Genomic DNA, 15,537 nt, shown 5'->3' on the forward strand with positions numbered 1-15,537 from the left:
TGACGCGAGAGGCCCGAAGGTCCCCCTCTTTGGCCCGTAGGCATTATGCGGTATTAGCCATCGTTTCCAATGGTTATCCCCCACATCAAGGCAATTTCCTAGGCATTACTCACCCGTCCGCCGCTCGACGCCCATTAACGCACCCGAAGGATTGYTAGTGTCGTTTCCGCTCGACTTGCATGTGTTAGGCCTGCCGCCAGCGTTCAATCTGAGCCATGATCAAACTCTTCAATTTAAGATTTTGTCGACTCAACGAATACTGACTTCAAAACTAATATTCATTCGCCTATTCGAAAATAAACAAAGAACATGTAATTCTAAAGCTATTACCATTCCAACAGAATGATAATGAATTGACTGTGCCAAGACTAAGTAAACTTAATCTCGATTGGTCACTCAGTTCATTGAAATCAATTTTGATTCCGAAGAATCTGTTTTATCTAACGATAAAACGTTTTGATATTCATCAACGAGTGCCCACACAGATTGATAGGTTTAAATTGTTAAAGAGCTTCACTTGTTGAGCGTTCCTTTTAAATAAGGTACCTCTCGAAGTGGACGGTCATTCTAGCGAATTGGATTCCAGTGTCAAACACTTTTTCCAGCTAATTTTTCAAAGCATCTTAAATGCTTATCACCGCCTTGTTACTCAGTTCAAACCGCTTGGTTATCCTTGGCAACGGAGGCGTATTATAGAGAGAATAATCCTTTGCACAAGACCAAAAACGAAAAAAAGCCACCACCGGCGACCGTTCGAACACTATTCACACAAAGCGTTTAAAATAGGTACGATTAAGCCCTAATTTCGGCCAATCGTACCTACAATTCTTACTTCAACTATTGGTGAGCAATAATGCGGTCGTTATTGACTAATAGCTGCACTTTTTTATCCGGATTGACCTTTCCTGCCAATATCGCTTTCGCTAGCGGGTTCTCAACCGTTTGTTGAATCGCTCTTTTAAGGGGTCTTGCGCCATAGACAGGATCAAAACCAACTTGAGAAATTAGCTTAAGTGCTTTTTCTGAAACTTCGAGTTCATAACCGTTGCCTTCCATTCGTTTTTTCAAATGCTCGAGTTGAATCGCGGCAATCGACTCAATATGCTCTTGCCCTAATGGATGGAACACGACACTTTCATCGACACGATTCAAAAACTCAGGTCGGAAATGTTTACTCACCACTTCCATAACCTCATTTTTAATCCCTTGGTAATCCAACGTATTGAAGTTTTCTTGAATTCTCGATGAACCGAGGTTAGACGTCATGATCACAACGGTATTCCTAAAGTCGACCGTGCGACCTTGTCCATCGGTTAAACGCCCATCATCAAGAACCTGCAATAGAATATTGAAAACATCCGGATGTGCTTTCTCTACTTCATCAAGCAAAATAACAGAATAAGGTTTTCGACGAACAGCTTCAGTTAAATAGCCACCCTCTTCATAACCAACGTAACCAGGAGGAGCACCAACTAAACGCGCAACTGAGTGCTTTTCCATAAATTCTGACATATCGATGCGCACCATGGCATCTTCACTATCGAACATGAAATTGGCTAATGTTTTACACAGTTCTGTTTTACCGACGCCAGTAGGACCAAGAAATAAGAACGAACCAATTGGCCTATTCGGGTCAGACAAACCAGCACGACTACGACGAATCGCATTAGAAACGACTTCGACCGCTTCCGCTTGCCCGATAACACGCTTGTGCAGGACACCTTCCATTTTCAGAAGCTTCTCTTTTTCTGCTTCTAACATTTTAGAAACCGGAATCCCGGTTTGCTTTGACAGAACATCAGCAATCTCAGTGTCCGTCACTTTATTACGTAATAGGGTCATTTCTTGCATTTCAGCTTGAGCTGCAAGATCTAACTGCTTTTCTAACTCCGGGATTCGGCCATATTGCAATTCAGACATACGATTAAGATCACCAGCGCGCCGTGCAAAATCCATATCCATACGAGCTTGTTCTAGCTCTGATTTAATATGTTGCGTTCCAGATAGTGCCGCTTTTTCTGCGTTCCATACTTCTTCAAGTTCGGCAAATTCTCGTTCTTTATCAGAAAGCTCTGCTTGCAGTGTACGGAGGCGCTTTTCACTGGCTTCGTCGTTTTCGTTAGTTAGTGCTTGCTGCTCAATCTTCAATTGAATGATTTTGCGCTCCAACTTATCTAATGACTCAGGTTTTGAGTCAATCTGCATTCGAATACTCGAAGCTGCTTCATCAATGAGATCAATCGCCTTGTCTGGTAATTGACGATCTGAAACATAACGGTGTGATAGCGTTGCCGCTGCTACGATAGCAGGGTCAGTAATTTCCACGTGGTGATGAAGTTCATAGCGCTCTTTTAACCCCCGAAGAATAGCGACAGTGTCTTCAACTGTCGGTTCATCCACTAGCACTTTTTGGAATCGACGCTCTAATGCTGGATCTTTCTCTAGATATTGACGATATTCATCAAGCGTTGTCGCGCCGACGCAATGCAATTCACCACGAGCTAATGCAGGCTTTAACATGTTGCCAGCATCCATCGAGCCTTCGCCTTTACCCGCCCCGACCATAGTATGAATTTCATCAATAAAGAGAATGACATTGCCCTCTTCTTTCGATAATTCATTAAGCACAGATTTTAAACGCTCTTCGAATTCACCACGATATTTCGCACCGGCAATCAAAGAGCCCATATCTAACGAAAGTACACGTCGGCCTCTTAAACCTTCTGGGACTTCATTGTTGATAATACGCTGCGCTAAACCTTCAACTATTGCTGTTTTACCGACACCCGGTTCACCGATAATGACAGGGTTATTCTTAGTACGGCGTTGAAGTACTTGAATTGTGCGACGAATCTCGTCGTCTCGACCAATGACAGGATCGAGCTTGCCTTGCTCTGCTCTTTCGGTCAGATCAATGGTGAACTTCTCTAATGCTTGGCGTCTATCTTCAGCATTCTGGTCATCCACTTTTTGACCACCTCGAACTTGCTCGATAGCTTGAGATAATTTTTGTTCGGTAAGACCGAGCTCTTTAAGTAAACTTCCTAAAGGCCCTTTGTCTTCAATAGCTGCAAGTAGGAATACCTCTGAAGAGATGTAACTGTCTTGGCGCTTTTGTGCGACCTTATCACACAAGTTAAATAGCATTCCCATCGCACTAGAAAGCTGAACATCCCCACCGATGCCACTCACCTTTGGCACCCGATCTAATATCTCACTTAATTTTGAACGCAGTTGGACCACGTCAACATTCAACATGGTGAGTAATGGACGGATCGCACTACCCTCTTGATTAAGCAAAGACACCATGAGGTGTACCGGTTCTATATATTGGTGATCACGACCTAATGCGAGCGACTGAGCATCAGATATCGCAATTTGGAATTTACTGGTGAATCGATCGAGACGCATGCCAACCTTCCTACTCTTAGATATGTTTATCTTATGATTAGAAGATGGATACGGTAACGCAGATTTTCAAGGGATAAGAATGAAGAATAGAGCTGATATAAAAATATAAATGAACTGGATGGCTGATTGCACTCGTGAAAAGTTACTCCAACCAAATAAAGGTAGCCTGACGACCCGTAATGCCATCGCGGCGATAAGAATAGAACGCATCGGCATCCGTGAAAGTACAGAGATTGGAATCTGTCACCAAAGTCACGCCAGCTTTGTTCAGTCGTTGCGTTGCAAGTTGGGACATATTTGCCAACCATTTACCAGGCTCAGTTTTAGCTCTGAATGCTGATTTAGCTTGAGGATCGGCATCAACAAAAGCAGCCAGTACATCGTCACCAACCTCGAACGCCTCTTGACCAATTGCAGGGCCAAGCCAAGCCATGACCTGATTCTCGGAGTCTAGGTTTGAAAACTTTGCAATGGCATTTTCAAGTATACCACCAGCAAGACCACGCCAACCGGCATGAACCGCAGCAACTTGAGTGCCTTGGCTATCCGTTAAAATGACCGGTAAGCAATCGGCTGTCATCGCAGAACACACAACCCCTTTAGCTGTGGTAAATACACCGTCAGCATCAAGAATATCGGCCGTAGGATCTAACACAATAACGACGTCTGTTGAGTGCGTTTGGTTTAGCCACACTGGAGCTACAGGCATATTCGCGTGTTGCTTGAGCCAGGCTCTGTTATTTTCAACAAGCGAGGCATCATCCCCAACATGCGTACCTAGGTTTAATCCTTGATACGCACCAGTAGAACAACCCTCAAAACGTGTCGAAGCAAATGCTTTCACGTTTTTTGGCGCGTTCCAGTCAGGGATGATCAGCGACATGATTAAATATCGTCTTCTTTGTTTTCACGAGCATCAACACGTAACGCTTCAGCCATCACAACCATATCGTTTGGCACAGGTGCGTGAAACTCAACGTCTTCACCAGTAATAGGGTGAACAAATTTAAGCATGACAGCATGCAGTGCTTGGCGATCAAAAGAACGAATCATTGTTGTCAGCTCTTCAGATGCCCCTTTTGGAATACGAGCACGGCCACCGTATGCAATATCACCTAACAGTGGATGCTGAATATATGACATGTGGACACGGATTTGGTGAGTACGACCGGTTTCTAGACGCAGACGAATACGAGTATGTTCGCGGAAGTGCTCAGCAACACGGTAGTGAGTGACCGCAGGCTTACCTAATTCATTGACGTCCATCAAAGTACGTTTAGTTGCATGACGACTAATGCCTTTTTCTACCACACCACCCGCTGTCATTTTGCCAATGGCAATGGCTTCATATTCACGAGTAATGCGACGTTTAGCAAGAGCACGTACAAGACGAGTCTGAGCTGGAACCGTTTTAGCCACAACCATAAGGCCTGTTGTGTCTTTATCAAGACGATGCACAATACCCGCACGAGGCACTTCAGCAATCTGAGGGTAGTGGAAAAGTAATGCGTTTAGTATGGTTCCATCCGGTGTGCCTGCACCTGGGTGTACGACTAAGTCTCGAGGTTTATTGATAACCAGTATGTCATCATCTTCATAGACAATGTTTAATGGAATATCTTGTGCCTCCCAGCGCTCTTCATCTGCAAGTTCAGCTTGCAGGATGATCTCTTCCCCACCGAAAACTTTGACACGCGGTTTGGTGATAACTTCGCCATCCACTTGGATTTTGCCGTCAAGAAGCCACTCTTTAATACGAGAGCGAGAAAAATCGGTAAATAGTTCCGCGACAGCTTGGTCTAAACGTTGACCTAACTGGCTGCTTTTTACTGTGTCTGTTAATGTTATCTGCTGAGCCATATCGAACTTTTTTAAAAACCGTGAGACTAATACCCATTAGTATGGATAAAATAGAATAATTGCATCATTGTATCTGTTACTGGTTAGAAAGTAACGGAGCTTACGAAATATTTAATTCAAGGAATCGACGCCTGACATGAAACACCTTACTTTATCGGGTCTATTAGCCGTATCACTCTTGGTTGGTTGTTCAAGTAGTGAAGAGATAGTGCCAGATGTACCACCATCGGTTCTCTACTCTGACGCTCAAGAATCACTGCAGAGCGGTAGTTGGCTTACTGCAATTGAAAAGCTAGAAGCCCTAGACTCTCGTTACCCATTTGGCGCCTATTCAGAACAAGTACAATTGGATCTCATTTATGCGTACTACAAAAATGATGACTTAGCACTGGGCCTTGCGACCATTTCTCGATTCCTACGCTTAAACCCAACGCATGAAAAACAAGACTGGATTTTATACATGCGTGGTCTGACACACATGGCTCAAGATAGAAACTTCATGCATGATCTTTTTAATATCGACCGAAGTGACCGTGATCCGGAACCCGTGAAGCTTGCCTTTGCTGATTTCAAACGATTGCTCGAACGTTTCCCTAACAGCCCTTACGCTGAAGATTCGCAAAAACGCATGTTTGCTCTTAAGAATCGTCTGGCAGATTATGATTTAGCCACGGCTGACTTCTATCTACGACGTAAAGCTTGGATTGCTACGGTAAACAGAACACAAGAACTGCAAAAAACTTACCCTGACACCATTGCTGCACGTAAGTCTCTAAAAATACAGTTAGAAGCCTATAAGCAACTTGGGCTAGAAGACGCCATAAAAAGAACAGAAAAGTTAATTGAGTTAAACCCACTGCCTTAATCCGCAGCCCACATAACGACGTCAAAAGCGTGCTAATTTCTTAGCGCGCTTTTTTAATTCATCAGGTCAACTTGATGAATCCCACTTTCCACAGTATCTTGAATAAATAAAACTTAACACAACATTAACACGGAGTGTGAATGTGAGTAGGTTGTTATTCCTTATCGGGATCGTGCTATTTAGCCAAATAATCCACGCGCTAGAACTGTCCCCATTAAGCAACAAGCCTTATACCGGCGATCTGGATGTACTCAAAACCAAAGGAGCAGTGCGGGTACTCGTGTCGGCCGATCTTGGCTTTTATTACATAGAAGATGGCAAACCAAAAGGTATTGTCGCAGAAATGCTCTATCACTTTGAGAAGAGCCTTCATAAGAAACACCCCTATCTCAATGTTCAAATCATCCCCGTGCAACGAGATGATCTACTTCCCTCTTTAGAATCTGGTTATGGTGATATCGCTGTCGCTAACCTAACGATCACCGACAAACGATTACGAACCATCGATTTTTCAGATCCGATGATGAAAGAGGGTAAAGAACTCATTATCACAGAAAAAAAAGCTGAACCTATTACCGATATCAAGCAATTGAGCGGCAAAGAAGTTTGGATCCGTGCAAGCTCGAGTTATTTCGAAAGCGTGCAAAAGATGAATAAAGAGCTCAATAAATTGGATTTGCCTCCCCTATACGTTCACTTCATCGAAGAGTCACTACAGGACTACGAATTGATAGAGCTCGTCAACCAAGGCTACATACAAGGCACTATCCTAGATAGCCATAAAGTAAAGCTGTGGACTGACGTAATGGAAAACATTCAGATCCATCACGATTTCCCCTTACGTGAAAATGGCCAAATAGCCTGGGCATTGAGGAAAAACAGCCCGCAACTCAAGAAAGAGATCAACAAATACGTCAAGACCGCACGAACAGGCACCTTACTTGGAAATGTTATCTATAAAAAATACATCGACAACACTCGTTGGTTAGGCCGGGCGCTCAACCCAAATAAAGTCGACAGGGTAACGAAACTGGCCGATGTGTTTGAAAAATACTCGAAAAAGTATGAATTCGATCCTTTAATGATGTCTGCACAAGGTTTTCAAGAATCAGGATTGGATCAAAGCAGGGTTTCTCATCGAGGTGCAATTGGTGTGATGCAGGTATTGCCGAGTACAGCCAAAGACAAAAACGTCAACATCAAAAACATCCATAAGGTAGATAACAACATCCATGCGGGGGTGAAATATATGCGCTTCATCAAAGACCGATATTTTGACGACCCGGCGATATCACCAGACAATCAAATCTACTTCACTTTAGCTTCTTACAATGCAGGCCCCGCTAAGATCAGAAAAATGAGACAGATAGCTAAGAAGAAAGGATACAACCCTAACATCTGGTTTAAAAACGTCGAAATCGTTACGCGAAAGTATGTCAGTAAAGAGCCCGTCACGTATGTCGCCAACATCAACCGTTACTATGTCATATACAAGCAACTACAGGCCATCAATGCTATCCGAGAAGAAAGTACGGCGAGATTACAGAACGCCAACGATTAACTTCCCTTCAATCCCAGAGTTTGGAGAACAACGGTATGAGTATGAGATAAAACTAAAAACACAAAAGCCGCATAAAAAAATTTATGCGGCTTTTGCTGATGGGATTCTGAAGAAGCTTACGTAATCACCTACAACACGAGATCTATATCACACAACACTATTGAGTGAATTTTCATCAAGTACTTTCTATGGGCTGTAAGATGCCCCTAAAAACGGATGGAATTTTTAGCGAAGCCTTGCCTCCAAGTTATCGTTTTTCATAAGGATAACAAGCATTTTTCGCCAAAAATATATAAAGACTTGCGTAAGATCACATTTGATTTTAATGCTTATCCCACCCAACAATAACAAGATCTAGATCACATTCTTTATTCCCAAAAGTCGTAATCTGAAGTTAACCCATGAGGGATACAACAGAGGAAAACTTCTATGAAAATGAATATCACTGGCAAAAATATCGACATTACCTCTGCAATCCGTGATCACATAGAAAGCAAATTTAAAAAGCTGGATAAATGGCAAGTGGATATCATTGGCTGCCAAGCGAGCTTTAGTGAAGAACCAAACAAGAAGAAGAAATTTGAAGCGGTACTCACTGTACCCAAAGGGCAACTTGTTGCTTCATCCATTCATGACGACCTCTACGCGGCTATCAACGAAGTAGAACAAAAACTAGAACGTCAACTCAACAAGCTACGCCATAAACCAGAAGCACGTCGCGCTGAAAAGCCTGAAATAGAAGAGCTAGAATCTGAAGTCGATTAAGGAAAGAGAACAGATTAAAAAATAGCGCCTCAGGGCGCTATTTTTTTGCTTGACGCTCGCAGCTCGCTTGCTTATTGTGTTTAAACATTCATAAAACAATCACTTTTTATGCACACTCAATCTTTGTTTATTTTTGACTTCTTTTTTCTTCCGTAAATCGGAGGCTGAGTCGTTTTAGAAAAACAAGTCAAAAACGAACAAGAAGCCTCCCACATTAGGGAGGCTTTTTTATAAGGACACATTTATGACTGACCGCTCAATTTCACTGGATGATATCCGCCTTCGCCTTAATGATTTAGATGACGAACTACTGAAGCTACTTTCAGAACGTCGCAAGCTAAGCATCGAAGTTGCTAAAAGCAAGGTAGAAACATCAAAGCCAGTTCGTGATGCAGTAAGAGAACAACAACTTCTGGTTAAGCTGATTAACAACGGCAAAGATAAATACGAGCTTGATGCGCAGTACATTACCAAACTGTTTCACACCATCATTGAAGACTCGGTTCTACTGCAACAGTCATACTTGCAAAACCTTGCGAATCCACAAAGCCGCAAGCCACTCGCGCGCGTTGCATTTTTAGGCTCTAAAGGTTCATATTCCCACCTTGCTAGCCGCGAGTATTTCAGCCGCAAGAATATGGAATTAATTGAATTAAACTGCAATCACTTCAAAGAAGTCGCCTTAACGGTAGAATCCGGCCATGCTGACTATGGTGTTCTGCCTATCGAGAACACGAGCTCAGGGTCCATCAACGAAGTCTACGATCTGCTGCAACATACGACGCTTTACATCGTTGGTGAGCTTTCTCAGCCTATTGAGCATTGCCTTGTTGCGAAAAACGATCTTCGTTTAGAAGACATCAAAACACTCTATTCACACCCACAACCACATCAACAGTGCAGTGAGTTCTTGAGCCGTCTTAATGGTGTCACCCTTGAATCTTGCGCAAGCACAGCTGATGCAATGAAAAAAGTAAAAGAACTAGATAGCGATGATGTGGCAGCGATTGGCAACGCATCGAGCGGTAAGCTTTATGGCCTACAACCTATCCAAGGTAACATTGCGAATCAGACAGAAAATCACACTCGTTTTATTGTTGTCGCACGTAAACCGGTTGAAGTATCGACTCAGATTCCAGCAAAAACCACACTCATCATGTCAACATCGCAAGAGGCCGGCTCTTTGGTAGAGACACTGCTGATTCTGCAACGCTTAGGTATCAACATGACTAAACTAGAATCTCGCCCTATTATGGGTAATCCATGGGAAGAGATGTTCTATGTGGATTTAGAGGCACACCTCGATTCAGATAACATGCAGCAAGCGATAACAGAATTAACGGCGATTACTCGTCATCTGAAAGTCTTAGGCTGTTACCCTAGCGAGAACATCAAGGCGACTCAAGTTAAGTTGTCGTAACTTCTCGTCGCCATAAACCGTTGGCCAGTTTCTATCCATGTGATAGAAACTGACGGTCAGTGAAGTCCCCCAACAGTCAGGAAGACGCCATAATCAGCACTCCTTAGATACGAATGAAGCGACAAACCTTCGAACTCACAAACTTCAATTTAATTCACGAACAGAAGAATCTAATCAATGAAATCCGTTATCATTGCTTCGCTAAATCCCGCTAAGATCAACGCTGTTAAAAGTGCGTTCATATCGGCTTTCCCAGAGACAGAATTTGAATTCACTGGCATCAACGTCACGAGTGGGGTATCAGATCAACCGATGAGCAACAGCGAAACCTATCAAGGTGCAATCAACCGCGTGAACAATGCCACTCAAGCGCAACCAAATGCCGATTTTTATGTGGGGTTAGAAGCGGGAATTGAAGGTAATATGACTTTTGCTTGGATGATTATTGATGCGAATGGTCAACGAGGAGAGTCTCGTTCCGCAAGTCTGATGTTACCACCAACGGTACTTGCAAAGCTTGAACATGCCAATGAGTTGGGCGATGTAATGGATGAAGTCTTCGGAACAGACAACATCAAACAAAAAGGGGGGGCGATAGGTCTCCTGACACACAACCAACTGTCACGTAGTTCTGTCTATCATCAAGCGCTAATCTTAGCTCTGATCCCATTTGTGAATCCTGAACACTTTCCTATCTAATGCTCAGTTAAACGGCGAAAGATTGAGAGAATCATCATCAGAAACAAAAAACGCTAACATCCAGTTAGCGTTTGTTATCGAATTCGTGTTCGCACTCTCCAGTGCTCGCTTAACTCCGTGATGACTTTAGCAATAAGTCGGCGATCACCGCTTTCTCTTGTTCAGATTTAGCCTTTAGCTCATTTGAGCCTCTGGTTATCGTCGCAACCCCAACCCCCAACATTTGACTGACCTGCCTTTGAGACAGCTCGCCTTTCATCAGCTCACAGAAGATATTAATTCGAGCGATCAGAGCATCTCGCTCGTCTGGTGTCATCATCATGGTCAACAATAGTTCATGCTGATCTTTTTCAACAGCCGCCTTAACCACTGCCATCAGTTGTTGCCAATTATCATATTCAGGTTGTGATGCCATATATCTACACTTACTTTTAAATTCTGACTTTAAAGCGTCGCTTAACGGTATAAAGCGTTTAACACTTTATACCGCAACACTTAATGTGATCCAATGTAAAAAGACACAAAGTGGGGATGCTTCGCACTCACCGCTTTTGATAGTGACCCATTAATACTGAGTGGTCGCCTCATGAGGAGCTAAAAACGGTCCCTTTTCCCCCAAGATATCTCGATAGTAGGTCTCAAACATCAAGATATTCTGAACGTAGCCCCGCGTCTCTTTGAATGGGATCATTTCAATAAAAGCATACGCATCGAGCTTTTCATCACTGCGTGAACGCCATTGTTTCACACGGCCTGGCCCCGCGTTGTATGCAGCAAAAGCAAGAATACGGTTATTGTCATACTGAGAAAGTAAGCTCTCTAAGTAATAACTGCCAATCTCAATATTCTTACCAACATCATAAAGCTCCTCGCTGCCTTGGTACTTAATCTTGTACTTGTTAGCGGTATATTGAGCAGTCTTTGGCATGATTTGCATGATGCCACGCGCACCAACTGGAGAGCGAGCTTCTGAATCCATCGCACTCTCTTGTCTCGCTAAAGACATCAAGGTGATAGGATCAATGTCATGTTTTTCTGCGTAGAAATCAAACCACCATTTATGAGCAACCGGGAAACGTAAGGCGATGTTACTCCATATCTTCGCGGAGATACTGGCCGTTACCATAAAGTGATTCCAACCTTGTGTCGCAGCATACGCGGCAAGCATCGCTTTTTGATTTTTGTCAGCATGAGTTAGTAACCAACGCCATTCACTCTTCGCCGCAGCAATTTTATCTCGGTCAATCAGCTCACCAATGCGCACCAAAGAGGTGGTAAATGGCTTCACTGTTTCAGCGTTGAACTTAAGTGTCGAGGTTGGATAATGAATCGGCTGACCTAACTGCTTAGCTGCCGCCACACTGTAGAAGTTACGTTGACCCAAGATATTGGATAGTCGCTTATTGCCTTTGTCAGTATCGCCCGTCGCAATTTCTGCCCTGCCCTGCCAATATTGCCAGAGGATTGAGGCTTGGTGCTTATCATCCAAACGAGCTATCCACTCTTTCAAACCCACCCAATCGGCATGTTGAATTGCCAAACGTGCACGTCGTTCAAGCAATATCGATTGTGATGAGCGAGCCAACATTTTGTCTCGCCATGCCATCAAAACTTCAGAATCAGTATTGATCAAACGAAGTGCTAAGTAGTCCGCTAACTCCTGTGCTTTCTCTTTGGAAAAATGTTGAGCGACCACAACGTCATCGAACACTTCTTGAGCGCGACTCGCTGATGTTCTTGCTAATTTTTCGAAACCAAGCTGTGTTTGAGTTTGGTAGAATTGATTAGCGGGGTGCTCCTTGGCGAAGGTAAGCACATCTTCAGGGTGGTTGAACAACACCTTCATCTGTTTCGCTTTAGCCACTGACTCATCATCATCTAATTGTTTTATTAAATAGATCATCAGCTTGCCATTATTCTCTTCAAACGCTAGCACTAGCAGCATCCGATCAAGAATGAGCTTATCGGTTCTTAAACCGGCTTGGTCCCAGCTCTTAAATAGAGGAGTACAGGCATCATCAACACCGCGACCACTCAACCAAAGTTGCTTAGCCCCTTTAAAGGCAAGCTCTTGATTGCCCTGTTCGTAATGTGCGCGGTAATAGATACATTGATATTTTTCACCCACCGGTTCTTTCGTTTGAAACTCAAGGATTGTCTTCCACTGTTTTTGAGAAGCCAATGAATCTAAATAAGGCGCGCGCATTCGATTGGAAAACGGTAAGGCTTTATTCTCTTCAATAAAAGCGTCCACTTCAGCAGGAGTACGCTCACCAAGGTCAATAAGAAAGGCTCGATAATCGGTATATGGTGTTAAAGGGTATGTTTGAATTTGGTTACGCAGCACAGAGTAGGCTTTTAGATCATGGTTGTCTAAAACCTCTTGCGCTCTATCATAAGCATCACGCTGCATCTCAAGCTCTGAGGCATTGCTAGCCATCGTTATCGGAGCCTGTGAAAATGAAAACAACATTGCAGATGCAACCACAGCCATTTTCGTATTACCAATGCGGAAAAACATTCGCTCTTTCCTTAGTGCGTGTATGGATACGTGAAGTCTATTTACGCCCGACATCACATCAAATGTAAAGGATTTGAATGTTAAATATTATTAACATTTAACACCCCACCTCAAAAGCCAATTAAATACAGTTTTAATGATCACTGTGACAATAATAGGTAAGGATTGATTCAAGAATGGCTTTTCTGTCCTAGGAGTAACATCTTTAGGGATATTGGTATAAAATAACCGAAAATTTTGAACAATAATTAGGATTGATCGGCAATGGCTGAATACGTATATACCATGTCTCGGGTGAGCAAAACTGTTCCACCTAAGCGTCAAATTCTTAAAGACATTTCTCTTAGCTTTTTTCCTGGCGCTAAAATCGGTGTTTTAGGTCTCAATGGTTCAGGTAAATCTACCCTACTGCGTATCATGGCTGGTATTGATACTGATATTGATGGTGAAGCTCGTGCACAACAAGGCCTTAAAGTCGGTTACCTACCGCAAGAGCCGGTACTAGATGAATCAAAAACCGTGCGTGAAATCGTAGAAGAAGCGGTTTCTGACGTCGCTGACGCACTTAAGCGTATTGATGCAGTTTACGCAGCCTACGCTGAACCAGATGCCGACTTCGATGCACTTGCGAAAGAGCAAGGCGAACTGGAAGCTCTGATTCAAGCAAAAGACGGTCACAACCTAGAGACAGCACTAGAGCGTGCTGCTGATGCACTTCGTCTGCCAGAGTGGGATGCGAAAATCGAGTTCCTATCAGGTGGTGAACGTCGTCGTGTTGCTATCTGCCGTCTACTTCTTGAAAAGCCAGACATGCTGCTTCTTGATGAACCAACCAACCACTTGGATGCAGAATCAGTAGCATGGCTTGAGCACTTCCTAGTTGATTACAGCGGTACTGTTGTGGCGATTACCCACGACCGTTACTTCCTAGACAATGCTGCTGGCTGGATTCTAGAGCTTGACCGTGGTGAAGGTATCCCATGGCAAGGTAACTACACATCTTGGCTAGAGCAGAAAGACGAGCGTCTTAAGCAAGAAAAAGCGGGCGAAAGCGCGCGCCAAAAAACGATTGAGAAAGAACTTGAATGGGTTCGTCAAAACCCTAAAGGTCGTCAAGCTAAGTCTAAAGCTCGTATGGCTCGTTTTGAAGAGATGACAACTGGCCAATACCAGAAGCGTAACGAAACCAATGAACTGTTCATCCCACCAGGTGAGCGTTTAGGTGACAAGGTGCTTGAAGTTAAGAACCTCACGAAGTCATTTGGTGATCGCGTTCTTATCGACGACCTATCTTTCAGCATGCCTAAAGGTGCTATCGTCGGTATCGTTGGTGCTAACGGTGCGGGTAAATCAACACTGTTTAAGATGCTAAGTGGCGCTGAACAGCCCGATTCAGGCACTGTTGAGCTTGGCGAAACGGTTAAGCTTGCGTCTGTTGATCAGTTCCGTGACAGCATGGACGACACAAAAACAGTATTCCAAGAGATCTCTGAAGGTGCTGATATCATTAAGATCAACAACTTCGAAATCCCTGCACGTGCCTACTGCTCTCGCTTCAACTTCAAAGGCAACGACCAACAGAAAATCATCGGTCAGCTTTCTGGTGGTGAACGTAACCGTGTTCACTTAGCGAAACTGCTCAAAGCAGGCGGTAACGTACTGTTACTCGATGAACCAACCAATGATCTTGATGTCGAAACACTACGAGCACTTGAAGAAGCGCTGCTTGAGTTCCCAGGCTGTGCAATGGTTATCTCGCATGACCGTTGGTTCCTCGACCGTATTGCGACCCATATCTTAGACTACCGCGATGAAGGTCAAGTTAACTTCTACGAAGGTAACTATACTGAATATACAGAGTGGCTGAAGAAAACTCTTGGCGCACAAGCGGCTGAACCACACCGTATCAAATACAAGCGTATTGCTAAGTAAATTCGCTTGCATTTTGAACAAAGGCCGCAATAATAGCGGCCTTTGATATATCTGGCTTACGTGTTATCCATCGATATAAAGAGATTAATTATGATTGAAAGACGTCAATTTTCACGAGTTATTTATCAAGCTCCGACTGAAATATCACAAGGACAAGTAAAGGTATCCGGCTCAGTACAAGACTTATCTCTTCATGGTTTGCTCCTTCGATGTGATGATGGGCAACAGCTCAGCCATGACTCTCCTGTTGAAGTGAGCTTTAAGCTCGAAAACAGTGATATCAATATTCAGTTAGAAGCAACGATAGTCTCAACCATCAATACCTCAATGCGTTTGCGTATAGAACATTTAGATATTGATAGTATCAGCCACCTTAAGCGCCTTATTGAGCTTAACGTGGGTGACGATGAACTGCTTTATAGAGAGATGGAACACCTTACTGATTTAGGTCAGGAATAATATCTCCACTACCTTTTTTCGATTAGAAGCATTTAGCTAATACA

Annotated in this window: 12 protein-coding genes, 1 rRNA gene and 1 other annotated feature; of the genes, 7 read left to right on the forward strand and 6 right to left on the reverse strand. The window is 43.5% G+C overall.

Going from position 1 to position 15,537, the window contains the following annotated elements; all coding sequences use genetic code 11:
• The 4 genes from L4B77_RS14760 to rluD all read right to left on the reverse strand — a co-directional run.
• Positions 1-235: ribosomal RNA gene (locus L4B77_RS14760) — 16S ribosomal RNA — on the reverse strand; the annotation flags it as partial.
• A gap of 602 nt (positions 236-837) precedes the next feature.
• Positions 838-3,411, reverse strand: a complete 2,574-nt coding sequence (clpB, locus tag L4B77_RS14765; protein ID WP_429751332.1) for an ATP-dependent chaperone ClpB — start codon at positions 3,409-3,411, stop codon at positions 838-840.
• A 142-nt stretch (positions 3,412-3,553) separates the two neighbouring features.
• Entirely contained in the window at positions 3,554-4,294 is a 741-nt protein-coding gene (pgeF, locus tag L4B77_RS14770) for a peptidoglycan editing factor PgeF (RefSeq protein ID WP_429751334.1), read from the reverse strand.
• A 2-nt stretch (positions 4,295-4,296) separates the two neighbouring features.
• Positions 4,297-5,271: a 23S rRNA pseudouridine(1911/1915/1917) synthase RluD gene (gene rluD, locus L4B77_RS14775; RefSeq protein WP_261838944.1), complete on the reverse strand. Its 975-nt coding sequence runs from the start codon at positions 5,269-5,271 to the stop codon at positions 4,297-4,299.
• 136 nt (positions 5,272-5,407) lie between these two features.
• On the opposite strand from rluD, the gene L4B77_RS14780 reads away from it, so the two are divergent.
• From L4B77_RS14780 to yjjX, 5 genes are all read left to right on the forward strand, one after another.
• Complete coding sequence (locus L4B77_RS14780; protein WP_261838943.1) at positions 5,408-6,136, forward strand: outer membrane protein assembly factor BamD; 729 nt, start codon at positions 5,408-5,410, stop codon at positions 6,134-6,136.
• Positions 6,137-6,272: 136 nt separating this feature from the next.
• Positions 6,273-7,697: an MltF family protein gene (locus L4B77_RS14785; protein ID WP_429751337.1), complete on the forward strand. Its 1,425-nt coding sequence runs from the start codon at positions 6,273-6,275 to the stop codon at positions 7,695-7,697.
• A 429-nt stretch (positions 7,698-8,126) separates the two neighbouring features.
• Positions 8,127-8,462 carry a ribosome hibernation-promoting factor, HPF/YfiA family gene (gene hpf, locus L4B77_RS14790; RefSeq protein WP_261838942.1) on the forward strand — a complete coding sequence of 112 codons (336 nt, stop codon included), beginning with the start codon at positions 8,127-8,129 and terminating at the stop codon, positions 8,460-8,462.
• Between the two features lie 110 nt (positions 8,463-8,572).
• Positions 8,573-8,694 (forward strand) — a sequence feature (Phe leader region).
• A gap of 12 nt (positions 8,695-8,706) precedes the next feature.
• Complete coding sequence (gene pheA / locus L4B77_RS14795; RefSeq protein ID WP_372091866.1) at positions 8,707-9,882, forward strand: prephenate dehydratase; 1,176 nt, start codon at positions 8,707-8,709, stop codon at positions 9,880-9,882.
• 177 nt (positions 9,883-10,059) lie between these two features.
• Entirely contained in the window at positions 10,060-10,581 is a 522-nt protein-coding gene (gene yjjX, locus L4B77_RS14800; protein WP_429751340.1) for an inosine/xanthosine triphosphatase, read from the forward strand.
• 109 nt (positions 10,582-10,690) lie between these two features.
• On the opposite strand, the gene trpR is transcribed toward yjjX, so the two are convergent.
• Both trpR and L4B77_RS14810 read right to left on the reverse strand, forming a co-directional pair.
• Positions 10,691-10,996, reverse strand: a complete 306-nt coding sequence (gene trpR / locus L4B77_RS14805) for a trp operon repressor (protein ID WP_429751342.1) — start codon at positions 10,994-10,996, stop codon at positions 10,691-10,693.
• A 150-nt stretch (positions 10,997-11,146) separates the two neighbouring features.
• On the reverse strand, positions 11,147-13,102 hold the full coding sequence (locus tag L4B77_RS14810) for a transglycosylase SLT domain-containing protein (protein WP_429751344.1): 1,956 nt from the start codon (positions 13,100-13,102) through the stop codon (positions 11,147-11,149).
• Positions 13,103-13,366: 264 nt separating this feature from the next.
• On the opposite strand from L4B77_RS14810, the gene ettA reads away from it, so the two are divergent.
• Both ettA and L4B77_RS14820 read left to right on the forward strand, forming a co-directional pair.
• Positions 13,367-15,034, forward strand: a complete 1,668-nt coding sequence (gene ettA / locus L4B77_RS14815) for an energy-dependent translational throttle protein EttA (RefSeq protein WP_261838937.1) — start codon at positions 13,367-13,369, stop codon at positions 15,032-15,034.
• A 90-nt stretch (positions 15,035-15,124) separates the two neighbouring features.
• Positions 15,125-15,493: a PilZ domain-containing protein gene (locus L4B77_RS14820; RefSeq protein ID WP_261838936.1), complete on the forward strand. Its 369-nt coding sequence runs from the start codon at positions 15,125-15,127 to the stop codon at positions 15,491-15,493.
• Positions 15,494-15,537 lie beyond the last annotated feature (44 nt).

The sequence above is a fragment of the Vibrio minamisatsumaniensis genome (assembly GCF_050337445.1).
Classification (GTDB): domain Bacteria; phylum Pseudomonadota; class Gammaproteobacteria; order Enterobacterales; family Vibrionaceae; genus Vibrio; species Vibrio artabrorum.